General features: G+C 55.4%; 23 protein-coding genes and 1 tRNA gene. 7 read left to right on the forward strand and 17 right to left on the reverse strand.

The window, feature by feature from the left end; translation table 11 throughout:
• Window positions 1–70 precede the first annotated feature (70 nt).
• The 5 genes from rpsO to ilvB all read right to left on the reverse strand — a co-directional run bounded on the left by rpsO (window position 71) and on the right by ilvB (window position 5,136).
• Window positions 71–340, reverse strand: coding sequence for a 30S ribosomal protein S15 (rpsO, locus tag NIZ92_RS13925; RefSeq protein WP_003801068.1), 270 nt, complete (start codon window positions 338–340; stop codon window positions 71–73).
• A gap of 166 nt (window positions 341–506) precedes the next feature.
• The gene (gene pssA / locus NIZ92_RS13930; RefSeq protein ID WP_035272453.1) at window positions 507–1,274 is read right to left on the reverse strand and encodes a CDP-diacylglycerol--serine O-phosphatidyltransferase; all 768 of its coding nucleotides are present in this window, start codon (window positions 1,272–1,274) and stop codon (window positions 507–509) included.
• A 406-nt stretch (window positions 1,275–1,680) separates the two neighbouring features.
• Window positions 1,681–2,697, reverse strand: a complete 1,017-nt coding sequence (gene ilvC / locus NIZ92_RS13935) for a ketol-acid reductoisomerase (RefSeq protein ID WP_009456705.1) — start codon at window positions 2,695–2,697, stop codon at window positions 1,681–1,683.
• Window positions 2,698–2,912: 215 nt separating this feature from the next.
• Entirely contained in the window at window positions 2,913–3,404 is a 492-nt protein-coding gene (ilvN, locus tag NIZ92_RS13940; RefSeq protein ID WP_003801075.1) for an acetolactate synthase small subunit, read from the reverse strand.
• A gap of 10 nt (window positions 3,405–3,414) precedes the next feature.
• Entirely contained in the window at window positions 3,415–5,136 is a 1,722-nt protein-coding gene (gene ilvB / locus NIZ92_RS13945; protein WP_254002116.1) for a biosynthetic-type acetolactate synthase large subunit, read from the reverse strand.
• A 440-nt stretch (window positions 5,137–5,576) separates the two neighbouring features.
• Here ilvB and NIZ92_RS13950 point away from each other — a divergent pair, with 440 nt between their 5' ends.
• Window positions 5,577–7,862, forward strand: a complete 2,286-nt coding sequence (locus tag NIZ92_RS13950; RefSeq protein WP_254002117.1) for an FUSC family membrane protein — start codon at window positions 5,577–5,579, stop codon at window positions 7,860–7,862.
• Between the two features lie 273 nt (window positions 7,863–8,135).
• Here NIZ92_RS13950 and yaaA read toward each other — a convergent pair whose 3' ends face one another.
• The 3 genes from yaaA to NIZ92_RS13965 all read right to left on the reverse strand — a co-directional run bounded on the left by yaaA (window position 8,136) and on the right by NIZ92_RS13965 (window position 10,233).
• Window positions 8,136–8,921 (reverse strand): peroxide stress protein YaaA, encoded by a 786-nt coding sequence (yaaA, locus tag NIZ92_RS13955; RefSeq protein WP_009456706.1) that lies wholly within the window; start codon window positions 8,919–8,921, stop codon window positions 8,136–8,138.
• Between the two features lie 79 nt (window positions 8,922–9,000).
• Window positions 9,001–9,783, reverse strand: coding sequence for a 3-hydroxybutyrate dehydrogenase (locus NIZ92_RS13960; RefSeq protein WP_060186460.1), 783 nt, complete (start codon window positions 9,781–9,783; stop codon window positions 9,001–9,003).
• A gap of 360 nt (window positions 9,784–10,143) precedes the next feature.
• A tRNA-Ser gene (locus NIZ92_RS13965) sits at window positions 10,144–10,233 on the reverse strand.
• Window positions 10,234–10,532: 299 nt separating this feature from the next.
• Between NIZ92_RS13965 and NIZ92_RS13970 the strand changes: the two genes are divergently transcribed.
• Together NIZ92_RS13970 and NIZ92_RS13975 are read left to right on the forward strand one after the other, a co-directional pair.
• Window positions 10,533–10,943 (forward strand): hypothetical protein, encoded by a 411-nt coding sequence (locus NIZ92_RS13970; protein ID WP_026483205.1) that lies wholly within the window; start codon window positions 10,533–10,535, stop codon window positions 10,941–10,943.
• A 176-nt stretch (window positions 10,944–11,119) separates the two neighbouring features.
• Entirely contained in the window at window positions 11,120–11,428 is a 309-nt protein-coding gene (locus NIZ92_RS13975) for a hypothetical protein (protein WP_026483206.1), read from the forward strand.
• An 80-nt stretch (window positions 11,429–11,508) separates the two neighbouring features.
• On the opposite strand, the gene serS is transcribed toward NIZ92_RS13975, so the two are convergent.
• The 4 genes from serS to NIZ92_RS13995 form a co-directional block, all read right to left on the reverse strand.
• Complete coding sequence (gene serS, locus NIZ92_RS13980) at window positions 11,509–12,855, reverse strand: serine--tRNA ligase (RefSeq protein WP_083053253.1); 1,347 nt, start codon at window positions 12,853–12,855, stop codon at window positions 11,509–11,511.
• A gap of 141 nt (window positions 12,856–12,996) precedes the next feature.
• Complete coding sequence (locus NIZ92_RS13985) at window positions 12,997–14,310, reverse strand: replication-associated recombination protein A (RefSeq protein ID WP_009456739.1); 1,314 nt, start codon at window positions 14,308–14,310, stop codon at window positions 12,997–12,999.
• Window positions 14,311–14,433: 123 nt separating this feature from the next.
• Window positions 14,434–15,060: an outer membrane lipoprotein chaperone LolA gene (gene lolA, locus NIZ92_RS13990; protein ID WP_060186456.1), complete on the reverse strand. Its 627-nt coding sequence runs from the start codon at window positions 15,058–15,060 to the stop codon at window positions 14,434–14,436.
• Complete coding sequence (locus tag NIZ92_RS13995) at window positions 15,050–17,425, reverse strand: DNA translocase FtsK (protein WP_254002118.1); 2,376 nt, start codon at window positions 17,423–17,425, stop codon at window positions 15,050–15,052. The genes lolA and NIZ92_RS13995 overlap by 11 nt, the downstream gene beginning before the upstream one ends.
• 43 nt (window positions 17,426–17,468) lie before the next feature.
• Here NIZ92_RS13995 and trxB point away from each other — a divergent pair, with 43 nt between their 5' ends.
• A complete protein-coding gene (gene trxB / locus NIZ92_RS14000; RefSeq protein ID WP_009456742.1) occupies window positions 17,469–18,425 on the forward strand; it encodes a thioredoxin-disulfide reductase in 957 nt (318 codons plus the stop codon).
• Window positions 18,412–19,179, forward strand: coding sequence for a Smr/MutS family protein (locus tag NIZ92_RS14005; RefSeq protein WP_247966588.1), 768 nt, complete (start codon window positions 18,412–18,414; stop codon window positions 19,177–19,179). Before trxB ends, NIZ92_RS14005 begins: the two co-directional genes overlap by 14 nt.
• Window positions 19,180–19,428: 249 nt before the next feature.
• Here the strand turns inward: NIZ92_RS14005 and NIZ92_RS14010 are convergent, their stop codons facing one another.
• The 4 genes from NIZ92_RS14010 to NIZ92_RS14025 all read right to left on the reverse strand — a co-directional run bounded on the left by NIZ92_RS14010 (window position 19,429) and on the right by NIZ92_RS14025 (window position 22,974).
• Complete coding sequence (locus NIZ92_RS14010) at window positions 19,429–19,755, reverse strand: tetratricopeptide repeat protein (protein ID WP_009456744.1); 327 nt, start codon at window positions 19,753–19,755, stop codon at window positions 19,429–19,431.
• A 215-nt stretch (window positions 19,756–19,970) separates the two neighbouring features.
• Window positions 19,971–21,017 carry a peptidase M29 gene (locus NIZ92_RS14015; RefSeq protein ID WP_254002119.1) on the reverse strand — a complete coding sequence of 349 codons (1,047 nt, stop codon included), beginning with the start codon at window positions 21,015–21,017 and terminating at the stop codon, window positions 19,971–19,973.
• Between the two features lie 68 nt (window positions 21,018–21,085).
• Window positions 21,086–22,417, reverse strand: coding sequence for an MFS transporter (locus NIZ92_RS14020; protein WP_247966587.1), 1,332 nt, complete (start codon window positions 22,415–22,417; stop codon window positions 21,086–21,088).
• 59 nt (window positions 22,418–22,476) lie between these two features.
• Complete coding sequence (locus tag NIZ92_RS14025) at window positions 22,477–22,974, reverse strand: flavin reductase family protein (protein WP_009456753.1); 498 nt, start codon at window positions 22,972–22,974, stop codon at window positions 22,477–22,479.
• A gap of 291 nt (window positions 22,975–23,265) precedes the next feature.
• Here NIZ92_RS14025 and NIZ92_RS14030 point away from each other — a divergent pair, with 291 nt between their 5' ends.
• Complete coding sequence (locus tag NIZ92_RS14030) at window positions 23,266–23,571, forward strand: Dabb family protein (protein WP_083053248.1); 306 nt, start codon at window positions 23,266–23,268, stop codon at window positions 23,569–23,571.
• A gap of 147 nt (window positions 23,572–23,718) precedes the next feature.
• A complete protein-coding gene (locus tag NIZ92_RS14035) occupies window positions 23,719–24,615 on the forward strand; it encodes a PaaX family transcriptional regulator C-terminal domain-containing protein (protein ID WP_083053247.1) in 897 nt (298 codons plus the stop codon).
• A gap of 14 nt (window positions 24,616–24,629) precedes the next feature.
• On the opposite strand, the gene NIZ92_RS14040 is transcribed toward NIZ92_RS14035, so the two are convergent.
• The gene (locus NIZ92_RS14040) at window positions 24,630–25,964 is read right to left on the reverse strand and encodes a carboxylesterase family protein (protein WP_254002120.1); all 1,335 of its coding nucleotides are present in this window, start codon (window positions 25,962–25,964) and stop codon (window positions 24,630–24,632) included.
• Window positions 25,965–25,966: the final 2 nt, after the last annotated feature.

Below are 25,966 nucleotides of genomic sequence, written 5' to 3' on the forward strand. Positions count from 1 at the left end.
AAAAAACCGTGCACACAGCGAAACCAGTTCGCCGAATGCACGGTTGTTTAGCGGGGAGCCAGCCCCGGTATCACTTACGCAGACCGAGTTTTTCGATCAAAGCACGGTAAGCGTCTGGATTACGACCTTTCAGGTAATCCAGCAATTTGCGACGACGGCTAACCATGCGCAACAGACCACGACGGGAGTGGTGATCTTTGTTGTGAGCCTTGAAGTGGCCGGTCAATTCGTTGATGCGAGCGGTCAGCAAAGCCACTTGCACTTCTGGGGAGCCTGTATCGCCTTGTTTACGCTGAAACTCGGAAACGATATCGACTTTTTTGATATCTGCAACTGCCATTTTATTTAGCCTCTAAGACTTGCGTTAGGACCGAGGTGCCCTAACGTGTTGAAAATGAGATTGAGTGCACCGGGCCCATCAGGCCAAGTGCAAGCAAACGATTATAACGAAAAACCGGACAAGGCGTTAAGCATTTCGGCCAGCTGGCCTGCCAAAGCCGGGGATTTTAGTTGTTTCCACGCCGAAGTCGTGCCAAAGCACGGGCTCGACGCCAGCGCCAGGCCATCACAAACCAGCCCGACAAGCCATACAGGCAGAACAGGCCAAACAGGAAGACTGGCGGATCTGTAGAGACAAACACGAAGACCAGCACAAAAAGCAGCATGACCCAAAATGGCACGCTACGGCTGATCGCAAAGGACTTACCGCTGTAGAACGGCGCATTGGAGACCATGGCCAGGCCGGCATAAATGGTTAAACCAAAGGCAACCCAGGGAATCACATTCACTTGCAAGGACAGTTTGTTGTCCACCGCCAGCCAGACAAAGCCAGCGACCAGAGCAGCGGCCGCCGGGCTGGGCAAGCCCTGGAAAAAACGCTTGTCGACCACTTCAATATTGGTATTGAAGCGGGCCAGGCGCAGCGCACCACCGGCTACGTAAATAAAGGAAGCCAACCAGCCCCAGCGTCCCAGGCCCTGCATGGCCCAGACGTACATGACCAGCGCGGGCGCCGCACCAAAGGAAATCATGTCTGCCATGGAGTCGTATTGCTCACCAAAGGCGGACTGAGTATTGGTCAAACGAGCAACTCGCCCGTCCATACCATCAAACACCAGCGCCAGGAAAATGGCGATGGCTGCCGCCTCAAAGCGGCCATTCATGGCCTGCACAACAGCATAAAACCCCGCGAACAAATTGGCGGTCGTAAATGCGTTGGGCAGAAGATAGATGCTACGCCGACGACGGGTTTCATCATTGAGCAAATTGGGCATAATTTATGCTTTAAGAGTTGTTGCTAAGGACTGAACACTCGAATGTAGCATTGTCCCCAAGGCTACAGAGTGCAAATAATTCCAGCATATATGAGCCAGAGCGAACAGAAATGGCCAAGAGGCCTGCGGCCAGGGAGTTCATGGATAAACAGTGGATTTTATCGAACCCGCTTGCGCACCACCCCAACAGGGGCACGATGGTCAAACCAAGCACTGCATTTTATCGCGCCCTCACCAATACGGCTATAAGACGAGAACAAGGCGCTTCCATCCTTTTCTCAGCCCAAGTAGAGGCGGCACTGAAAGCCAAATTCTTGCAGCAATAAAAAACCGGCTGACGCCGCAAGACGTCAGCCGGTTCAGGCTCAAGACCAGGGCAGCCTATGAGGTTGCCCCGATATCAAACTTAGTTCTTGGACTTGTCGACCAGCTTGTTAGCGGCGATCCAAGGCATCATGGAGCGCAGCTTGCTACCCACTTGCTCGATCTGCGATTCGGCGTTGATACGACGACGCGAGATCAGGGTAGGAGCGCCTGCGGCGTTTTCCAGGATGAAGTTCTTGGCGTACACACCAGTCTGGATGTCTTCCAGGCACTGACGCATGGCTTTGCGGGTTTCGTCGGTAACAATCTTCGGACCGGTCTCGTATTCGCCGTATTCGGCGTTGTTGGAGATCGAGTAGTTCATGTTGGCGATACCGCCTTCGTAGATCAGGTCCACGATCAGCTTCAGTTCGTGCAAGCACTCGAAGTAAGCCATTTCAGGAGCGTAACCAGCCTCAACCAGCGTGTCGAAACCAGCCTTGATCAGCTCAACGGCACCACCGCACAGAACAGCCTGTTCGCCGAACAAGTCGGTTTCGGTTTCTTCGCGGAAGTTGGTTTCGATGATACCGGCACGGCCACCGCCGTTAGCCGATGCGTAAGACAGAGCCACGTCGCGAGCAGCGCCGGTCTTGTCCTGGTAAACAGCGATCAGGTGAGGAACGCCGCCGCCTTGGCTGTAGGTGCCACGCACAGTGTGACCAGGAGCCTTGGGAGCAATCATGATGACGTCGATATCGTCACGTGGCACAACTTGGCCGTAGTGAACGTTAAAGCCGTGAGCAAATGCCAGAGCGGCGCCGGGCTTGATGTTCTCGGCAACCTGGTTGCGGTAAACCTCGGCAATGTTTTCGTCAGGCAACAAGATCATGACGACGTCAGCGCTCTTGACGGCTTCAGCCACTTCCTGAACTTTCAGGCCAGCGTTCTCGGCTTTGCTCCAGGAAGCGCCGCCTTTACGCAGACCAACAACCACGTTCACGCCGGACTCGTGCAGGTTCAGGGCGTGGGCGTGGCCTTGCGAGCCGTAACCGATGATGGCAACGGTCTTGCCTTTGATCAGGGAAAGATCACAATCCTTGTCGTAGAAAACTTTCATTTCAGGTGCTCCAAATTTAATAATTTCGCTTAAACAGCAATTCGAGAATGGCCGCTCATGCAGCAGCGGCACAAAAAGGACCTTGACTCATTACTTTCAGAACAGGGCCACCGCGGTCTACACAGCGTCAGGCCGTGTTTACCCTTTATAAGGAGCTGCCTTGAAAAGCAGCTCCTTGAATAAAAGCGGTAATTATGTCCTGAAAAAGCCTTGGCTTACAGCTTTAAGACACGTTCGCCACGGCTGACACCAGAGACCCCGGTGCGCACTGTTTCAAGAATGGCCGTACGATCCAGCGCATTGATGAAAGCAGCAATTTTGTCTTGAACACCGGTCAATTCGATGGTGTATGTCTTGTCCGTAACATCAATGATGCGACCGCGGAAAATATCCGCCATGCGCTTCATCTCTTCACGTTCCTTGCCCACCGCCCGCACTTTGATCAGCATGAGTTCACGCTCGATGTGTGGGCCTTCGGACAGATCCACCACCTTGACCACGTCAACCAGACGGTTCAAGTGCTTGGTGATCTGCTCGATGACGTCGTCCGCCCCTCGGGTAACGATAGTCATGCGAGACAGGGTGTCGTCCTCGGTTGGAGCGACCGTCAAGGTCTCGATGTTATAGCCACGGGCCGAAAACAGACCGACCACACGGGACAGTGCGCCGGGCTCGTTTTCCAGAAGGATAGAAATGACGTGTTTCATGATTCTCTCCTTACAGATCGTCCGGGCCCAAGAGCATTTCTGTCAGGCCGCGGCCTGCTTTCACCATCGGGAACACGTTTTCGGTTTGGTCCGTGATGAAGTTCAGAAATACCAGGCGGTCTTTGTGCGTGGTGAAGGCTTCGCGAATAGCGGGGACCACATCGGCTGGCTTGTCGATCTCCAGACCCACATGACCATAGCTTTCCACCAGTTTGACAAAGTCAGGCAGTGCATCCACGTAAGACTCGGAATAACGCGAGCCGTAGTCGATTTGCTGCCACTGGCGCACCATGCCCAAATAACGATTGTTCAGGCAAAGAACCTTGGGGCTCAAGCGGTACTGTTTACACGTAGACAGTTCCTGGATGTTCATCTGAATGGAGCCTTCACCCGTTATGACGGCAACATCCTGGCCAGGGTTGGCCATTTGCACACCCATTGCGTAAGGCAAGCCCACGCCCATCGTGCCCAGGCCACCGGAATTGATCCAGCGACGAGGCTTATTGAATTTGTAGTACTGAGCCGCCCACATCTGGTGCTGGCCCACATCAGAAGTCACGAAAGCGTTGCCGCCCGTCACTTCCCACAGGGATTCCACCACGTATTGCGGCTTGATCAGCTCGTCCGACTTGGCGTAGGCCAAGGAGTTCTTGCCCCGCCAGACATTGATCTGTTTCCACCAATCATTCAGGGAGGGCTGGTTCTGCGATTCCTGACGGCTTTGCGCATACAGCTCATTGAACTCGGTCAGCACGTCTTTGACACAGCCCACGATAGGCACATCAACTTTCACGCGCTTGGAAATTACCGAAGGATCAATATCAATATGAATGATCTTGCGTGGGTTCTGACCGAAGTGGCGGGTATTACCAATCACTCGATCATCAAACCGTGCACCCACTGCGATCAGAACGTCGCAATGCTGCATGGTCATATTGGCTTCGTAAGTACCGTGCATGCCGGGCATGCCGATGTACTGATCCGCCGTACCTGGATAGGCACCCAGACTCATCAAGGTAGTCGTGCAAGGAGCACCGCTTAACTTGACCAGCTCATTGAGCTCACTGTCAGCATTACCCAGCACCACACCACCACCAACATAAATCAGCGGGCGCTCGGCGCTATTGAGAATCTGGACGGCTTTCTTGATCTGCCCCTGATGGCCTTTGGTCACAGGTGCGTAGGAACGCATCTTGACCTCGCCACGCTTGGGCGTGTATTTGCACGTTGCAGTCGTAATATCTTTGGGGATATCAATCAGCACAGGACCTGGACGGCCCGTCGTGGCAATAAAAAATGCCTTGCGAATGGTATCGGCCAAATCACGAACATCGCGCACCAAGAAGTTGTGCTTGACGCAAGGACGGGTGATACCGATGGCATCACATTCCTGGAAAGCATCTTCACCAATTGCCTGGGTGCTGACCTGCCCACTGATGATGACCATCGGAATGGAGTCCAGGTAAGCGGTCGCAATACCGGTGACGGCATTGGTGACGCCCGGGCCACTGGTTACCAGTGCCACGCCAACTTTTTGGGACGAACGGGAATAGGCATCCGCAGCATGAACAGCAGCCTGTTCATGACGCACAAGAATGTGCTGGAAGCGGTCCTGCTTGAAGATTGCGTCGTAGATATAGAGAACGGCACCACCCGGATAACCGAAAACGTGTTCCACGCCTTCGTCCGCGAGCGTGCGCACAACAATATCTGCGCCATTTAATTCAGACATGAGTTTTCCTTTCAGTCTTGCTCTGCAATATCGACTGACCACGACGGTCCGAGCTTGAACCGATGTCAGCAACATGATCTGGCGCTTCATGGCCCACAGGACCACACCACCCAGACACATTACCGTCCGGCCTGCACTCTTCGACACCCAGTGCGTGCATACAAAAACGTATGCGTTAGCTTGAAACGGAAGTCCTGGCATCCCACGCTTGTGACGCGGCCAGCAACAAAGTTTTTAGGCGCAAAAAACCGGGCGGATGGCCCGGTTAACAGTGCCTCGCTACAATTTGCTCGGATAAGGAGCAAAAACACCTGGTTACTTTACCTTGACTGCACAAAGCGAGCAACTGTGATTGTTGGTAAAGTGCAAAAAAACAGGCTTAAAGCTTGCATACGTAAAACGATATACTGTCTACCTATGACGAGCTGTCCGGGTATTTTATGGCATCGCCCATCCCACAATTAAAACAATTCCTGTATAGCCACTATTTTTTCGGCGGACTGCGCCAGTCCATCGGTGTGCTGTTGCCGGTCATTATTTTGGGCCGCTTCTTTGGTCACTATGACATTGGCGTCATTGCGTCCATGGGTGCCACCTGCGTTGCCATCATTGACCAACCCGGCGGCCCACGCCGCTATCGCAACAATGAAATGCTGGGCGGTATTGCGCTGGGCACGGTCACCGTTGGCCTGACAGGTCTGGCCTCCAGCTCTCCCCTGCTGCTGGTCCTGTGTGTACCGTTTCTGTGCTTTCTGTACAGCATGTTCTCCGTCTTTGGTCGTCGCGGCGGGCTGATCGGCTTTGCCGCCCTGCTGCTGATGACCTTGACGATGCGCTTTCCCATGCAGCCTCACGAGGTATTGGCGCACACGCTGTATTCCTTTGCCGGTGGTCTGTCCTATTACTTGTTCAGCACCCTGTTCCGACGCTTGTTCTGGTATCGGGAAGAGCGCCAGACACTGGCGGTAGCCCTGTTTGCCACGGCTGAATACATGGAAGCGCGCTCGCAATTCTATGACTCCACCTCGGATCTGGACGCCTGCTATAGACGGCTGATCAATCTTCAATCCAATATGACCGAAAAGCACCAGGCCGCCCGCGACGTGGTACTGCGTGAATTGCCGCGCGGTTATGGACGAGGCGATCACCACCGCAAGGCACTGCTGACAATCTTCTTGAATATGGTCAGCATTCTGGACTCGCTGGTCGCGACCTATACCGACTACACCGTCCTGCGCCGTCAGCTTTCCGACAGCGATTTCATGGTTTTTGCGCGTGATGGCTTGCACAAGCTTTCGTTGGATATTGGCCGCATTGCCATGAATGTTTCACGAAGCGCTCGCACCACCCGTCGCTCCAGCGTCAAAGCGGAAATCCGTGCCATGGAATACGAGCTGGAGAAATACAAACGCCAGGGCATGTCGCAAACAGACCCGGAAACCTACGCCCTGCTAGTCCAGGTCTTGCGCCGACTGCGTAACCTGAACCGTATTGTGGACAGCATGGCAAGCCTGTCACATCGTGCCAGCCAGAACCTGCCAGTCGATCAGTACCTGAATAAATCGCTAAGCCGCATGCTCTCGCGTGAAGAACTGCGTTTGGGCATGCTCAGCAGCAATATGAAGCTGAAGTCCTCGCACTTCCGCTATGCGGCACGTGTCAGCATTGCGTCCATGGTGGCCCTGGGAGTTGGCGCACTCAGCGCCCATTTCCAAAGCGAACTGGGCCTGGTCAGCGCCCTGACAGCACACAGTTACTGGATCATCCTGACGATTCTGGTCATTATGAAGCCAGGCTTTGCCATCACACGCCAACGCAATGGCTGGCGCCTTTTTGGCACGGTACTGGGCTGCGGGGCGGCCTTCCTGCTCCTGAAGCTAACGGACAACCGCGAGCTGTATCTGATCGCCATGTTGCTGGCCTACCTGCTGGGTAACAGCCTGGTTCAACTGAACTTCCTGCTATCGGCCCTGTTCAACACAATCTTTGTGATTTTGTCCTTCCAATTCCTGTCCACGGGCGGCTCCTTCATTATTGGAGAACGTCTGGTGGATACGCTGATTGGTTGCGGTATTGCCATGGCCGCCAGTTATTTGCTCCCCAACTGGGAATCCAGCGCCATGACAGGCCTGGCCCGAGCAGCCTTGGCCGCCAACAAAGAATTCTGGCGTGCAGGGCTGGAATTCGCTCGCTTGAGCCGCCTGCATAACCAGATCCTTAAAAGCGGTCAGGAAGGCGAACCCACTATGACAGAGGCCCAGAAAAACCAGGTGGATCTGGACTTGATGGAAGCCGACACCGCCTGGCAAGTGGCAAACAAGAACGTACACATTGCCTTCAGCAACTTTGCCTCGGCCTTTTATCGCATGATGGATGAACCAGTTAGCCGACAAGCCAATGTATCCCTGCTGAATAATCTGCTGATTCAGAACCACGTGCTGGCCTCGCAGATCAGTGCCGCTGCCCCGCTTCTGGCTAATTTGAGTCAGATTCCGCCAGGCATCCAGAATTCCCTGGATGCCATTGGCGCACTGATTAACGACCAGGATGCCGACCCGCCTGCCTCCATCGAAACCGAAGGTGAGCTGGCCATGCTGGCCTACCCTATCCGTCAGATGGTCAAGGCCGCCCAACTGATACGTCAGGATATGAGAGGCCTGGAATACAGCGCTGGCCCGCAACTGCCGCCTGAGCGCAAGCAGGAACTGAAGCAGCAAGGGGCCTGATGGCCATGCCATGTCCTGTATACATGTGGAGCTCGTTGTCGGGACCAAATAAACAAGAACTCAAAGCACAAAGCACAAAGCACAAAGCACAAAGCACAAAGCACAAAGCACAAAGCAAAAGAGCATAAGGTGCCAAGCCCTCCTCAGTTCGCAGGACCAAAAATAAAAAGGCAAGGCGCAAATACATGGCCTTGCCTTTCCTTTTTTACCTGCAAGACCGCAGATCAGCTAAAGAGCTGTTCTTACGGCGCAAGCAACAACGCTAACTACTTATCAAGCCTTGGCATCCTGCTCGGAGCGACGGAACACCAGCTTGTCCTCGCTGGAGAGCTCAGGCTGGAATACATACCCCTCGCGATCAAACGCCTTCAAGCCTTCCACTGTTTGCACACGCTTGTCGATGACAAAGCGGGCCATCAAACCACGGGCTTTCTTGGCGTAGAAACTGATAATCTTCCAGACACCGTTTTTCTCGTCCTGGAAAACGCACTGAACCACACGGGCACGCAAGGCTTTTTGATCGACCGCCTTGAAATACTCTTCGGAGGCCAAGTTCAAGACAACGGGCTTGGCTTCGCCTTCCTGACGCTCGTTCAAATAATTGGCAATCCGGCTGCCCCAGTAAGCGTACAAATTGGCACCTTCGGGATTCTTCAAGCGAGTGCCCATTTCCAGACGGTAAGGACGCATCAAATCCAAAGGACGCAAAGCACCGTACAAACCGCTAAGAATCACAATGTGGTCCTGCGCCCACTTCAGCTCCTTGTCCGACAAATCCGTTGCAGCCATGCCCTCATATACATCACCATTAAAAGCCAGAATGGCCTGACGGGCATTGGAGCGGTCAAACTTGGGCTCCCACTCCTGGTAACGCTGGACATTCAAGCGCGCCAGGTCGTCGCTCAGCTTCATCAAGCCGGCAATATCCTCTTCGGACTGAGTGCGCAAAATATCAATCAAGCCTTGCGCCTGCTCCACAAACAGAGGCTGGGTTTCCAGCTGCGTGCGTACAGGGGAATCGTAATCCAGCTTTTTCGCTGGCGAGAGCAATAACAACATGCGCCTATATCCTTTCTATCCAAACAGATAAAGGGCCATGCCCTTTATCTGCCATCTACAAAACACGCTTTGACAGCAATTAGCGAGCCGTCCAGCCACCATCCAGACTTAGCGTCGTACCCGTCATTTGGTCTGCGGCGGCAGACGACAGGAACACAGCAGCACCGCCCAATTGCTCAGGAGTCACAAACTGCAGGGAAGGTTGTTTCTCAGCCAGCAGCTCGCGTGCGGCAGCTTCAATATCAATCCCTTTTTGCTGGCTGATAGCTTCGATCTGCTTTTCCACCAAGGGAGTCCGTACCCAGCCCGGGCAGATTGCGTTGCACGTAATACCCTTGCCAGCATTTTCCAGTGCGGTCACTTTGGTCAGACCCACGACACCATGCTTGGCAGCCACATAAGCCGATTTATTTACCGATGCCACCAGACCATGTGCCGAGGCGATATTGATAATGCGCCCCCAACCCTGCTTTTGCATGATGGGCAAGGCAGCCGCTGTGCCGTGGAAGACGGCTGACAGGTTCAAGGCAATGATGGCGTTCCATTTGTCGACAGGGAACTCTTCGATAGGCGCGGTGTACTGAATACCAGCATTATTGACCAGAATATCCAAACCGCCCAAGGCCTCTGCCGCCTTGGCAATAAAGTCACGCGTGGCCTGTGCGTCGCTCAAATCAGCATTCAGATAATAGGCTTTGACACCAAACTTGGACTCCAGCGTGCTGCGCTCGCGCTCGATATCTTCAGGCTGACCAAAACCATTGATCACCACATCTGCACCGGCTTTCGCCAACTCGGTGGCCATGGCCAGACCGATACCACTGGTCGATCCTGTTACGACCGCTTTTTTACCTTTCAGCATAGATACCTCGTGAGTATGGACAACAGGGAACTGAAACCCCAAGTGTACTCGCCGCCCCGCACTGCCGGGAAATGCAATGGGCTCGTTTTGTCCGCAATCATGAAGGCTTGCAAAACAAGGCCAAACACCATCGGACCACGTACTAGCGCATTACCCCCTAGAACTTCGGCCTGTGCGGGGAAAAGTCGGCCATACACAATGTTGCGGATGAGTTTTCCGAACATCGGCCGCGACTGACACTTTTACCTTAACGTTCTTATGTGACAAAACAGCAAATAAACCATGCTGAGGGAGCAGGACGATCAAACCAGCAGAAAACAAAAAAGCCCTTGAATAATCAAGGGCTTTCAAAATTCCAGGTGGCGGACAGGGTGGGATTCGAACCCACGGTACGCTTGCACGTACGCCTGATTTCGAGTCAGGTACATTCGACCACTCTGCCACCTGTCCGCGATTGCTTATATGGTTACAAGCAAGCCCATAAATATAGATCAAAGAACACTCTTTGACAAGCACTAAAGAGACATAGCACTTGCATCAAAGAGCGGAGTTTCCTGATAAGACCAGCCACTCAAACCAAAGAGCTCTTTCCAATCAAGGGTTTACCCTCTATTTTGGCCTAATTCACTTGTTCACCCTGAGCCGCAGGCCTATATTGGAAACACACATTGATGCATCGCAGCCCTGCCTCTCCAAGGCAGTCCTTGTAATTCCGGCGCAGCTTGCTGGACTTGATAAAAGGAATTGTCATGCAAACCTTCCAATGGATTATCGACGCCAACGGCGACGGCATATACAGCCTGAATGAGGTTCTCCAGACTCTGCGCTGGGCTTTTCGGATACCAGGCAGCCTGGTAGTTGAAACCTTGGGCTCCATCCCGGTTCTGTCTGATCTACTGCGTATCCAGGCTTCAGAAGCGACAGGCTACGCTTCTTTGAGAGGCGGACTGGTCAATATCCTGTCGTTATTCTTCTGGGCCGCACTCTGTCTCTGGTTTCTGGAAGTCAACTCCAAGCCACGTGCAGAGCCTGCGCAGCGCAACGTACGCCATGCGCCACACTTGAACAAGCAACTGGATTCTGTGCACGGTCGGCAACTACACGCGAACTACAACCGGCGCCCTGTCCGCCATCGTCAGGTTGAACGCCATACCTTCTAGATGCACTCATGCCCTCCTGCCGAAAAAGGAGAAACATGTGTTAAGAAAGGTAAACCCCTGGCATAGCGCATACGAGCCGTGTTGCGTTTGGAAGTGCTTTGCCAGGATTACCTAACGTTTGGACTACAGGTTTTAGGCAACAATCGCTGCAGCTAGTGTCATTAGAGGTGCAGCTTATGAAAAAACTACTATTAGCCGGTTTAATGGCCTTGAGCACCAGCGCCGCCTCTGCGGGCGGTGTAAATGTCGATATCAATGTCGGTATTCCGGGTATCGGTTACGGGCCGATCTACTACCCACCCGCTCATGTTGTGGAACGCCCGGTTTATGTCGCCCCACCCCCAGTGGTTTACCACCCGCCACGTTACGTCTATCGTCCCGGCTACGTGGAATATGGTCGCTCCAACAAGGAATGGCGCAAGGAGCAGCGACGCGCTCACAAGCGCTGGCGCAAACAGCAGGAGCGCTACTGGGATGATGACTAATCCATCACTACGGAACCATGAATGAAAAAGGGCTGAGGACCACACAGGTCATCAGCCCTTTTTCCATTCGGACAGATACTTTATTTGGCCGGCACCAGACGTTCCAGTCCGCCCATATAAGGACGCAGAACCTTGGGCACAATCACGCTGCCATCTTCTTGCTGGTGGTTTTCCAACACAGCCACCAAGGCGCGGCCTACGGCCAGGCCAGAGCCGTTCAGCGTATGCACAAACTCCGGACGTGCCTTGCTGTCGGCGCGGAAACGCGCCTGCAGACGACGAGCCTGGAAAGCCTCGCAGTTCGACACCGAGGAGATCTCGCGGAATGTGTCCTGGGCAGGCAACCACACTTCCAGATCGTAGGTTTTGGCAGCAGAAAAGCCCATATCGCCAGTGCACAGTTGCACTACACGGTATGGCAGTTCAAGAGCCTGCAGAACGTGCTCGGCATGACCGACCATGGACTCCAGCGCCTCGTAGGATTTTTCAGGATGAACGATCTGCACCATTTCAACTTTGTCGAACTGGTGCTGACGGATCACGCCACGGGTGTCTCGGCCACCGCTACCGGCTTCCGAACGGAAACAAGGCGAGTGAGCAGTCAGGCGGATAGGCAGATCGTCACCGGCCAGAATCTCGTCACGCACAGTACCGGTCAGGCTGATTTCGGAGGTCGAGATCAGGTACAGGTCTTCAGGCTTGGATTCGGTCGGATCGGCTGGCTCGTTGTCCTGACCACCTTTAGTGACCCAGAACATATCGTCCTTGAACTTGGGCAATTGTCCGGTGCCATACAGCGTGGACGCGTTCACGATGTATGGGGTGTAGCACTCGGTATAGCCGTGCTCTTCTACTTGGGTATCCAGCATGAACTGGGCCAGAGCACGGTGCAAGCGAGCCAGAGGACCACGCAGAACCATGAAACGGGCGCCAGCTAGCTTGCGAGCGGCTTCAAAATCCAGACCAAACTGCTCACCCAGATCCACGTGATCACGCGGCTCAAAGGTGATGTGCGCAGGCTTGCCCTGATCATCTTTAGGACCCGGGATCCAGCGACGTACTTCGACGTTGTCTTCTTCGGACTCGCCTACCGGCACGCTTTCGTGCGGCAGGTTAGGAATCGTGGCGAACCAGGAGGACAGCTCGGCCTGCACTTGGGACAAGTCCTGCTCCAGCTGCTTCAGGCGCACCGGAATTTGCTGGGATTGAGCCAATGCTTCGCTGGCGTCTTCGCCCTTGGACTTGAGCTGGCCGATGCGTTTGGCCAATGCATTGCGCTCGGCCTGCAAGGTTTCCGTTTCCACCTGTACCGCTTTGCGGCGGGCTTCCAGCTGCTGGAAACGCTCGGTGTCAAATTGCACGCCACGTTTCGCCAGGCCCTGTACCAGCGGCTCCAAGTCTTTGCGTAATTGGTTCAGATCTAACATTTAATAGCCATATAGGTGATGGTTCAATCCCGATTGATCTGGTGATTTTAACCACAAGCCACCGCAAGCGCAGCACAGCGCAAGCAGTACTGAGGTATCGGGAAATACGGGGGTGACAGGTCAGGCAACGCCTGTCCTGTCTTAGGTGTCTTTTTTACCGGCCTGCTCATCCAGCTGACGCAGGCGCTCCATTTTTTCAGCAATCTTGATTTCCAGACCACGAGGCACAGGCTGATACCAGTGGGGATCGGGAATACCGTCCGGCAAGTAGGTCTCACCCGCCGCATAAGCATTAGGCTCGTCATGCGCATAGCGATACGCATGACCGTGGCCCAGCTCTTTCATCAGCTTGGTGGGCGCGTTGCGCAAATGCACTGGCACTTCGCGGCTTTTATCCTGCTTCACAAAGGCGCGGGCCTGGTTGTATGCCATATAACCGGCATTGCTCTTGGCCGCGATCGCCAGATAAATCACGGCCTGCCCCAGCGCCAGTTCTCCTTCGGGGCTGCCCAGGCGCTCGAAGGTCAAGGCAGCATCGTTGGCAATTTGCATGGCGCGCGGATCGGCCAGACCGATATCTTCCCAAGCCATACGTATGATACGGCGCGACAAATAGCGGGCATCTGCTCCGCCGTCCAGCATCCGGGTCAGCCAATACAAGGCAGCGTCCGGGTTGGAACCACGTACCGACTTATGCAAAGCAGAAATCTGGTCGTAGAAGTTGTCGCCCCCCTTGTCAAAACGCCGGGAGTTCAGGGTCAGCGCATTTTGCAGGAAGTCTGTCGTGACCAGCTCGGTGCCGGAAGTCTTGGCGGCCGTATTGGTCTGCTCCAGCAGGTTCAAAAAGCGTCGGGCATCGCCGTCGGCATAACCGATCAAGGTGTCGACGGCTTGATCCTCAAACTCCAGGCCATCCAGGGCATTTTGTTCCTGTACACGGCGTAGCAGGAGTTTGAGCTCATCATCCGTCAGGGACTTGAGCACATAGACTTGCGCCCGCGACAGCAAGGCCGAATTAACCTCGAACGACGGGTTTTCCGTGGTGGCACCAATAAAGGTCACCAAGCCGCTTTCAGCATAAGGGAGCAGCGCGTCTTGCTGAGACTTGTTAAAGCGGTGTATCTCGTCCACAAACAGGATGGTGTGCTTGCCCATGGCCAGATTCTGCTGGGCCTGCTCCATGGCCGCTCGGATATCTTTCACGCCTGAAAAGACGGCGGACAAGGCGATGAACTCGCATTCGAATGCACTGGCCGTCAAACGTGCCAGCGTGGTTTTACCCACGCCGGGAGGCCCCCAGAAAATCATGGAGTGTGGTTTGCCGGACTGAAAAGCCAAACGTAGTGGCTTGCCCTCGCCCAGCAGGTGAGACTGCCCCACCACCTGGTCCAGGGTTTTGGGGCGTAGTGCTTCGGCTAAGGGTGCGGCGGGTTCCTGAGCGAACAAATCACGCATGGCGATCGCCCTTCCTAAAATGGCAAGACCTGGCCAAGCGGACCAGGTCTGTATTGAAAACTTGTTTTGTCAGAGCCAGCCAACACTGACCCTGACGATAGCTGCACAAAAACAGAATGTGCATCAAGGCATGGAGACGACATCCACTCCCGCAGGAGCCTTGAACGTGAAGGTACCCAAGGTAATCCGAGGGTTCGGTTCCAAGCCGGTGAAGTCGATATACGTGGTTTGCCCGAACGAGTCCTGCAATTCCAGACGACGTGGCTCACGATCCTTGAAGCCGATGTCTACGTAGGAAAAGCCGGCATCGCTTTGCAGAGGCGTGGCTCGGATCCACTCCAGCCCATCCCGTGCATCTTGCTCGACCAGACGGAAGGAGTCTTCCAGATTGCCAGTACCAAACAAGATCGCAGCAGGCGAAGCGCCGATGGACTGGTCCACCCCACGCTCGGTGACCTGGGCCAGATCCGGGTCGTATTGATAAAGCAGCTTGCCGTCAGACACGATCAACTGTTCATAAGGGCGTTGCACATGCCATTTGAACTGGCCAGGGCGCTGAAACACGAATTGCCCAGATTGCGGCGCACCTTTGGACTGGCCGTTGCTATCGACCGTACGCTGGGAAAACTCGCCTTTCGCAGCACGCACATCTTGTACAAAAGAGCGCAATTGCTCGCTGGCCGAAGCGGCCATGGTCAAGGCAGGTGTAGCGGCCAGCAACATGCTGACCAGCAGTGTCTTAATCTTCATCTTTGGCACCTCCTGCGGGGACCAGAATTTCACGGTTACCGTTAGGCTGCATAGCCGATACCAGACCGGCTTGTTCCATTTGTTCCAGCAGTCGGGCTGCCCGGTTGTAACCGATACGCAAATGACGCTGCACCGACGAAATCGAAGCGCGACGATTCTTGATAATGACTTGAACAGCCTGGTCGTACAGCGGGTCCGCTTCAGCATCGACCATGCCAGTAGCGGGGTTGACCCCCTCACCCGATTCGCCTTCGACAGCACCTTCCAGCAGGCCTTCGATGTAATCAGGTTCGCCGTGTTCTTTCAAGTGTTCAACCACGCGGTGAACTTCCTCGTCGCTGACAAAAGCGCCGTGCACTCGTTTAGGCAAACCTGTACCGGGCGGCAAATAGAGCATATCGCCCATGCCCAGCAAGGTTTCCGCACCCATCTGATCCAGAATGGTGCGCGAGTCGATTTTGGAGGACACCTGGAAAGCGATACGGGTAGGAATGTTCGCTTTGATCAGACCTGTAATCACGTCCACGCTAGGGCGCTGAGTAGCCAAAATCAGGTGAATACCAGCCGCACGGGCCTTCTGGGCCAAACGAGCAATCAACTCTTCGATCTTCTTGCCCTGCACCATCATCAAGTCTGCCAACTCGTCAATAATGACGACAATCATGGGCAGAACAGACAGCGGCTCGGGAGCGTCCGGCGTCAAAGAGAAAGGATTGGGGATAGGCTCTTCACGCTTTTGCGCCTCGCGTATCTTGGCGTTGTAACCAGCCAGATTGCGCACGCCCAGCTTGCTCATCAAGCGGTAGCGTTTTTCCATTTCGGCCACACACCAGTTCAAGGCGTTGGACGCCAGACGCATATCCGTGACCACCGGTGCCAGCAAATGAGGAATGCCTTCATAGACACTCATTTCCAGCATCTTGGGGTCGATCAGGATCAGGCGCACGTCTGCCGGGTCTGCCTTGTACAGCAGCGACAGAATCATGGCGTTAATCCCCACGGACTTACCGGAGCCGGTTGTACCGGCCACCAGCAAGTGAGGCATCTTGGCCAGATCCGCCACCACAGGCTTGCCGGCAATATCCTTGCCCAAAGCCATGGTCAGCAAGGAAGCGCTGCTGTGATAGGTTTGCGAGCCTACGATTTCCTCCAGACGCACCATTTGGCGGCGGGGGTTGGGCAGTTCCAGGCCCATCAGGTTTTTTCCGGGAATGGTTTCCACCACCCGTATGCTGACCAGACTCAAGGCACGGGCCAGGTCTTTGGCCAGATTCACGATCTGGCTGCCCTTCACGCCGGTGGCAGGCTCAATCTCGTAGCGCGTAATGACCGGCCCCGCCTGGGCGGTCACTACCGTCACCGCAACACCGAAGTCCGACAATTTCTTTTCAATCAGGCGCGAGGTGAACTCAATGGTTTCCGGCGACACCGTTTCTACATTGTCAGAGGCGGGGTCCAGCAGGGACAGCGGAGGCAAATCGCCCGCTTCGCCAGCCTGACGAGGCGCCTTGAACAAGGTCTGCTGCTTTTCTTTCTCGACGCGCTCCGATTTGGGCACAGCCACAAAAGCAGGTTCGATACGCACAGGCTGTTCGTGTACCAATTGCTCCTGCTTGGCGACCACGCTTTCCGTACGCTCGGCACGTTTGACCTCGCCCACGCGACGATCCTGACGGGCCGACCACAAAGTCATCACACGGCGAATCGCCCCTTCGATGAAGCCGCCCAGACGTTCTGCCAACGTCAGCCAGGAGAAACCGAAAAACAAACTGGCCCCACCGGCGAGCAGGCCCATCAGCACCAGAGAGGCTCCACCAAAGCCTATCGAAGTTACTAATAGTTGCGATAATAATTGGCCCAACTGCCCGCCAGCCCCCGCAGGGAGCTGCCATTGGTGGCCCAGGTCTTTAAAAAACAGCGATTCCAGGCCCATGCTGCCCAGAAACAAAAAGAAAAAGCCTATGCCAATTTCCCAGCGCACCCGAGGCAGAACATCCTCGTTTTTTGTGCTGGGCAAGAGCAAAGCAGTCAGACGGTAAAAGCCCACGGCCACGCGCTGCACCAGCAGCACCACCCAAAGCCAGGCCGTCAGACCAAATAGAAACAGGAGGAAATCGGCGATGTGGGCACCAAAGATGCCCCCGCCGTTTTGAGTCAGACCCGAGTGCACGGAATGCGACCAGCCGGGATCGCCCGGATCCCAGGTTGCCAGTACTAGGCCCAGCCAGGCTGCCAGAGCAGCGAAGATAATCCACCGTGCTTCGCGCAGCAGTCCTGTCAGGCGCTGTTGCAGAGCTGAAGGCCCATTACGCACATTTTTGGATGACCGGGACGAACGAGGGGATGTTGCAGGTATTCTTGCCATGGACTCATTATAATTGGAGATCGTCTTTTTCGGATTTTCTGTGATGTCGACTACTAAGCACGCAAAAGTACTCATTCTGGGCTCAGGCCCGGCCGGCTATACCGCAGCGATCTACGCAGCCCGCGCCAACCTCAACCCCGTCTTGGTCACTGGCATGGAGCAAGGTGGCCAACTGATGACCACCACGGATGTAGATAACTGGCCAGCCGATGCCCAAGGCGTCCAGGGACCTGATCTTATGGCACGTTTCCAGGCTCATGCGGAACGATTCGAAACAGAATTAATCTTTGACATGGTGTCCTCGGTTGATCTGTCCACCCGTCCCCTGACCCTGAATGGTGATAGTGGCACAGTCTACACCTGCGATTCGCTGATTATTGCGACAGGCGCCTCGGCCCAATACCTGGGCCTGCCAACCGAGCAGGAATTCATGGGCCGTGGCGTGTCCGGTTGCGCAACATGTGATGGTTTCTTCTACAAGAACCAGGACGTGGTCGTGGTCGGTGGTGGCAATACCGCCGTGGAAGAAGCTCTGTACCTGTCCAATATTTGCAAGACCGTGACCTTGATTCACCGTCGCGATACCTTCCGTTCCGAACCCATCCTGACCGACAAGCTGATGGACCGCGTCCAGAATGGCAATATCCAGCTGAAACTGCACAGCGAACTGCAAGAAGTGCTGGGCGATGCTTCGGGCGTGACAGGTGTGCGCATCATCAATAACCAGACCCAGGCCACTGAAGACCTGGCTGTGACAGGTGCCTTTATCGCCATCGGCCACAAGCCCAACACCGGGATCTTTGAAGGCAAACTGGAGATGCACGACGGCTACATCACGACTCGCAGCGGTCTGAAAGGCATGGCCACCATGACTTCCGTTCCTGGCGTTTTTGCCGCGGGCGATGTGCAAGACAATATCTATCGTCAGGCCATTACCAGTGCAGCCAGCGGTTGCATGGCCGCCCTGGACGCACAGCGCTGGTTGGATGAAAACAAATAAGCCCAAAGCCGTAGGGCGTAGTCTGGCAGACCTGAAGAAGTTACAAGGTCAGGTCCGCCAGGATCTCAATCCGCCCCCGGCCCCCGCCCGTCCCCAGGCTCGCAAGCGCCCCCGCCCACCGGATCCGGGTGGCAAGCCAGCCAAACTGGCTCCTGCCAGTAATGCTACAGCGGCCCAAGACCCCGTTTCCTTATTGGACCCCAGCGACAGGGCCTGGCTACGCCAGTCCATGCGGGACGTCGCCCCCTTGAAAAAACGTGGTCAAAGCGTAGTCATGAGCCGTCCTGCGGCTAGCCCGGAACAGTTGGAGCAACGTCGTCGCCACGCGGTAGGTGCGCCCACCAGTACGCCCGCCCTGCCCCAGGCCTCTGACCAATATGTCAGCGTGCAAGGTGAAAGCAACGATATACGACATTTGCGTGCTGGCTGTGGCACCGATGTCTTGCGCGATCTGGAACGCAACCGTTGGCCGATTGAGTCCAGCCTGGATTTGCATGGCTCGGATCTGGAACAGGCCCGCGAGCGACTGGACAACTTTCTGCGCTCCTGTCTGGAGCACGGCGTGCGCTGTGTACGAATTGTCCATGGCACGGGCTACGGCTCGCGCAATGGCGAACCCGTTTTGCGTCATGCCGTGCGTCGCTGGTTAACCCAGCTGCCCAGCGTTCTGGCTTATATGGAATGCGCGCCCAACGAAGGTGGGCAAGGTGCCGTCAAACTGGTGCTGCAAGCCATGTCCGAACCCGGCGTTTGATTTTTTCCATTAGGTACAGACGTAAAAAAGGCCAGCTTTCGCTGGCCTTTTTTTTGTTGTTGTTATGTTGTACTGCCTATTGCTTTTATAATAGTGACCGTTTTATTTCGGTCTTTATTGCCCAGCGTTGCGGGGCTATGTCTCCTCACCTGCATGAAACGTATTGTGCCCCATTTATAAAGCTGTCACACTTAGGGAATGCACTGATACCCGCATGGTAAGAAAATATCAGTCGCCCATTCGCAGTCTTTATTCTGCTGCCTGGTCCAAAGCCTTCACGGCCCGCTTCAAAAACACCTGCATTTCTTTCTCAGCCTGCTTGTCGCCCTGCTCTTGGGCAATCACCAAGCCCTGCTCCAGAATTTCCCTGGCCTGTTTGAATTGCTCCAGGTTCACCAGCACCCGGCCCAACAGCTTCCAGGCTGCGGTGTAACGCGGATTCATTTCCACGGCTTTGGACAAATGTTCGCGAGCCGCTTCCAAATCGCCCTCGCCCATACATGCATTGCCCAGGCCAAAGCGCAACAAAGCATTATCCTTGCCTGCCGCCAGTAGCTTCTCCAATCCTTCGCGCATAATCCGTACCCTTGAAAACAAAGCAAGGCTGGGTCGCGCCGCCTTCACACAAAACAAAATAGCAGCAACGACACGCCTGCACAGCTTGATGACTATTGAACCATCTAGCCATAAACCATTGAGCTTGGTTTTGTACCACGGAATATCAAAGGGCGGCCTCAGCCGGCCGGGCTCTGTAGGTCCATTCTCCTGCTGGTACCGCCCTGACTAGCGCTTTAGGCCAGATCGCCTTGCAACACCCCCTTGCTGACAACTTCACGGCCATCCAGGCTAACCGTGCAATTGCGCATTGGGTAGTCGAAGTGGCAATCGGAGAAACGACCCGCCGCTGGATTTGCGCCCGTAGAGAAAAGGAAGTTACCGGCAAAGGCGCGCAGCTCGGTTCCGTTGGTATCGCGCTTGTCATACATGGCCATGGAGTCCCAGCGTGCCGCCGGCGCCATGCCCCAGCCCACATGACTGACCGCATAGGCATCCTTGTCATTCCAACTGGCGTAATAGGAGCGGATCAAATCGGCATCCACGCCCTTGCCCTCAATAGCCACGACATAATCGTTTTCGATGCGCAGGGTCACCGCCGATTCCAGATAGCGCTTGAAGGTCAGGTTCACATCTCCACTATCCAGCACCAGCGTGCCATTCACACTGCCATTGCTGGGGTAGCAAATGCACAGGCCAGCAGGCCAATACCCAAAGCTGCCCGGCTTGTCGGCTATCCCGGCACTGCCGCGCCCGATCACACCCGCCAGGCTGACCGTCAGGTCCGTGCCGGCTTCGGAGCTAATATGCATGACACTGGCATCGGTAATCCGCTTGCCGCCAATATCGCACTTGCTTTGCAAATCAGGGCTGGGTTTGACCCGTTCCAGAATCTCGGGATGCTCGTCGCTAATCATCATGATGCGGGCACCTTTGGCCAGCAGTGCGGCACGCTCGGGCGAATGCAGCAGCCCTTCTACGGTGCAGTCCACAATGAACTGGCTGCCTGCCAAAGCCTGGACAATCGGATCCATACCTTCCAGCGCCAAAGACGTCCCGGTCGAGCGCAGGGCAATATTGCTTTTCAGACGTGGCGAGACCAGTTTCACATGGCAAACCCGTGCCCCCATTTGCGTCAGGGCCAACTCAGCCAGCTCGGCCAGCACGGAGCGCGATTGCGTCTCGGACAGCACGACAGCCATTTCGCCGGGTTGTACTTTGCATAGTCCAAACACTTCTACAAAATCAGCAATCCACTTACCTTCAATATGCTCACGCAACATCTCACTACTCCTAGAAAATTCAAAAAAGGCGCTGCGCGGCTCTTTCAGCCGGGCAGCGCCTATACACATCAGTCGTGCAAATCCTTGCCCTTGGTCTCGGGCGAGGCAATGGTGGCCCACAGGGCCAGAACGCACAGGCCAATCAGGTACCAGTCAAAAACCTGCTTTTGATTGATGGAATGCAGCCAGGCTTGCAAATAGGGAGCGGTCCCGCCCGTCAGGGCACCAGCGACCGAATAGGGCAAGCCCATGGCAACCGCACGGATACGAGTCGGAAACTGCTCGGGGAAAAAGGCCGGCATGATGGCGGTGGGTGCCGAGATCAACAGCATGCCGCCCGCCATGAACACCACCAGACGCCAGATCTCGCCCTGGCCGCCGGTCAGCACCATGGTCAGCGGGATGATGCTGATGATTGAACCGATGGAGAAGAAATACCAGTTCGCCTTGCGACCAAAACGATCCGAAAATGCGCCCCAGAAAATCAGGCACAGAATCAGAAAAAGATTGGCCCCTACCCCCACCCACATCACTTTGGCGGCAGGCATGCCCAGGGAGGTAATGGCAAAGGTGGGCGCCATGATGGCCCAGACGTAATACAGCACGGTGCCGCCGGCCGACAAGGCAAATACGCGCAAGCAGGCACTGCGATACTTCCAGACCTCCGACCAGAACACGCGTGCGCCCGGGCGCGCCGTTTTGCCTGCCGCTCGCGCTGCGGCCTGACGGGCTTTGAACATGGGAGTTTCATCCAGCTTTCTACGCAGATACAGCGCATATACCCCCAAGGCCCCACCCAAGACAAAAGGCACACGCCATGCCCAGGCCCGAACAACATCCTCACCCAGCAGACTGGTCAGGCAGGCACTGAGCAACACAGCCGCCAATACCCCGATCGTGACAAACACAAACACGGAGGAAGACCACAGCCCACGTTTATGAGCAGGTGCCATTTCGGTGACATAGGTGAAGGAAGAAACCACCTCCCCACCGTGGCCAATCCCTTGCAACAAACGGCCCATCAACAAAAACAAGGCGGCAATCGGCCCCACCATGTCATACGTAGGAGCAATACCAATCACCAAACTGCCCAAGGCTGTCACCAGCATGGACAGGGTCATGGTGAAACGCCGCCCCTTGCGATCGGCCAGCCAGCCAAAAAAGATGCCTCCCAGCGGGCGCATGAAAAAACCCACAGCAAATACCGCCAGTGTGCCCAGCAAAGCCGCCAGCGGGTCCTCACTATGGAAAAACTGCTTGGCAAAATAGGCGGCAAAAATCGAATAAGCCGTCCAGTCGTACCACTCCAGGGCGTTACCCGCCCCAACCCCCAAAATAACGCGTCGACGCTGCGCGGCAGTCATGGGCTGCTCGCGCAAAGATGGTGTATGTGCGTCCAAGAGATGTCCCCTTCACTGTGATAGTTATGCTTCTTGTTTATTGTTTTTGATCCGGTGGCTCAGGCCACCAACTGCGTGAAACGAGAACGATGAAAGATCAGTGGCGAGATTTCGCGCTCGATCTGCACATCGTGGATAAGCAATTGCACGGCATCGTGGTCCCCGGCGGGATGCACTTGAAAAACACTGCAGTCAAACCAGACTGATGCCCCTTGTATATGGACGGCCCCCTCCTCGGTCAGCTCGACCTCGATATCGCTGAATCGGCTGTCCTTGTCCGGTCCGGCCAGCTGACGGCAAATAGCCGCATGTTCAGCACTCAAAATTGACACCCCCAGACGCGAGGCGCGAGACAGCAGCGCCCAGGTCGAGGAACTTTTCTGCACAAAAAAGGCGGCCAAAGGCGGATCCAGCGAAACCCCTACGGAAAAACTGGACGCAACAATGACTTGCGGCTTGCCATCGAGTACGGCGGCAATGGCCGCTACCCCGGATGGAAAATGTCCGAAGGCTTCGCGCACCACCCTGGCTCCCAACCCACTTATGTTTTCTTTCATGACGATGACTCTGCTCAGGCGTTAAAGACCCAAAACCCAAAATGAGGCGAGCTCTACGACAACAAACTCGCTTGGCCTCAATTCTGTTTCGATCGTCATTTATTTGCAATAACAAAATAGGCAAACAAGGATGGTTTTTGTTGAATTTAGGTATTAACCCTATGAAAATTCGTCGCTTTAAAAGCTATAGGCCTATACAATTCAACCGAATATTATTGCGTATTATCTTTCATCATTATTTATTTGCAATAAGCAATGAGCTTAAAACCTCTCGGAATCCACAAGGACAGCATGTATCTACATATCGTTTTGATGGCACCCCACACCCCTGTCAGCCCGGAACTCGCACCCAAACTGGACCAGGCCTTTATCCGCATACATCAGGAATGCTCCGGCATAGAACGCTTTGAATGGGTGCCGAACCTGTCACGCAGCTCGGCGCGCTACAGCCATGCCCTGCTTTCTGTATTCCGCACTCAAGAAGCACTGGACGCCTACAGACAGAGTGATGCTCACCAGGCCATGCTGGATGCCATCGCCCCGCACATTCAGGACATCGTCGTGCTGGACAGCGTGCTGGAGAAAAGCCTGCCCTAAGAAGCTCAAGCTGGCGCCCTGGCAAACAGGACGCAAGCAGCCCCAGTGCGGCTACGCTAGCGCCGCCGGGGCACGCACGGTAAAATGGCCCGCTACAAACCTACTATCAAAAATGGGTAGCAATCAGCCCCACCACCGGAAAACAGAATGAAAGCAAGCGTCGCGATTGATGAGTTCATCGCTAGCCGAGACCATGGCGAGCACGAGCAACTTGCCCCGCACCACTACATTCTGACGCTCTACGGTCTGTTCGCCCGCCCCACCGGCGTCATCATTCCCGTGGCCAGCGTGGTTCAACTACTGGCCGACCTGGGTGCTGAACCGTCCAGCGTGCGCTCCGCCATTTCCCGGCTCAAGAAAAAAGGCGTACTAGTTAGCCAACAAGCCGCCTCGGGCAAAGGTTATGCCTTGGCGGCCGAACTGGAGCCGCATATGCAGGCCGGTGACGAGCGGATTTTTTCCTCCCCCTCCATGAACATTCGGGACCCCTGGCTGCTGGTCTCCTTCTCCGTTCCGGAAAGCGAACGCCAGAACCGTCACAAGATTCGTACAGGCTTGGCTCGCATGGGGTTTGGCACTGTAAATGCGGGCCTGTATATAGGTCCGGCGCGCTTGCAGGCAGAGGCTGTCGAGTACATACGCGAGCACCAGCTCTGGCCCTATATTGAGCTGTTCACCTGCGAACCCAGCGGCCTGAGCGATATTCAGGAAAAGATCTCCCGCTGGTGGAATTGGGACAAGCTGGCCAATGAGTACCAGTCCTTCTTGAACTCATATCAACACGAAGTTGAGGCGTGGCAAACCGCTTTACGCCAAGGCACGGCCGACCCTTTGGAAGCCTTCCGACTCTATATGCCTATGGTGACACGCTGGCGCAGGCTGCCCTTTCTGGACCCAGGCCTGGCACCCGAGCTATTGCCAGACAACTGGGTAGGCAATACGGCCCGCAAATTGTTCGGTGACTTGCATCGACTGCTTAGTCCCTTGAGCTCGCAACACGTGCAGCAGGCCATTCCAAACTGGAAGGCCCGCGGCACGGAGTAAACCTGCTCCTTTAGTCAGGCCCCCGCAAAGCGTGCGATGTCGCCCATCAAATCCTGGGCGACGCGCTCAAACCGCTCCGGCGTCACCCCCTGCATCATGGGTGCATCCTGCCAGGCCCGGAAGTTGCCAAACTGGAAAGGCAAATCAAAACAGTGCCCGCTGAACACCGCTTCAAGCGGACTTTGTTCCATGAAGTCACTCCAAACCACCGAGCGCCCCGCTGCTTTCAGACTAGCCGCATACTGCGTGGGAAAACGCTGAAACTGCAACCAGGACGATGCGGCCACCACTTGCTGATACGGCGTCAGACCCGATCCTGCTCCCTGATACACCCCATTTCGCAGCAGGCTGTCTGGCAAGTCTCCCACAGGCCATACACCCAAAGCCTGATCGACCTGCTCTTGCGTCGCCTGCCGATGAAAAGGCACATCAAAAAAGAACACCGAGGACTCTTGGGCAGTACAACGCAGATACACCGTCTGCGCATGGCAGGCTTGTGCCGCCCAGTCAGGATTCAAGAAGTCGGGCGGCATCCCGGCGCTGGCCACAGGCAAGAATGCCGAAGGAGCATGAGCCAAACGTGGCGGCTCTTTGTCCAAGGCCATCATGCCGTGCTGCATCAAGGTATCCACGTTCGCCGTCAGCCACTGATCACCCAGGCTTTGTCGCAGGCGCTCTGTGGTTTTTCTTTGTTGCTCGGGTGACCACGGCGTGCGCGTTCCCATGCTGAGCAAAGCAACACGATCAATCCAACCTCGTGTGGACTCCAGCACGCTGAGCAAATGCGCATACCAGCCGCCCGCCGATTGCCCCATCAAGGTAATCTTGTCCGGGTCTCCGCCAAAGGCATGGATACGATCTTTCACCCACTGCAGTGCCAAGAGCAGGTCGGCTGCCGGCAAAGGCAAATCGTCAGCTTGTGCATCGCCCAGGTGCCCCAAGGCACCCAGACGGTAATTCACATTGACCACCACCATGCCCTGCGCTGCCAGGCGGTTGCCGTCATACCAATCCAAAGAAGCGCCGCCACTCATCCAGGCTCCACCGTGGATAAAGAACAGCACAGGCAGACCTTGCGCTTGGGCGGGAGCCCACACATTCAGAAAATAAGCATCTTCAGATTGCGGATTGGCACTGCCTGCGCCCATCACCGCCGCAAGGCGGCTGGGGCGCTGCGGGAATAAGGGCACCTGATCCAGAGAGGTCGCTGCCACTCGCCCCGTCACCGCCTGCGCCGCTTCAAAACGACGCGCCCCCTGGGCGTAACGTAGGCCATACCAGGCCTGCACCTCTACGCCATCGGCATGACAACGTCGCGAGGGAGCATTGACCAGCAATGTCGCCGTCATGG

Origin of the sequence: Alcaligenes sp. 1735tsa3 (assembly GCF_024134565.1) — a bacterium.
Taxonomy (GTDB): Bacteria; Pseudomonadota; Gammaproteobacteria; order Burkholderiales; family Burkholderiaceae_B; genus Alcaligenes; species Alcaligenes phenolicus.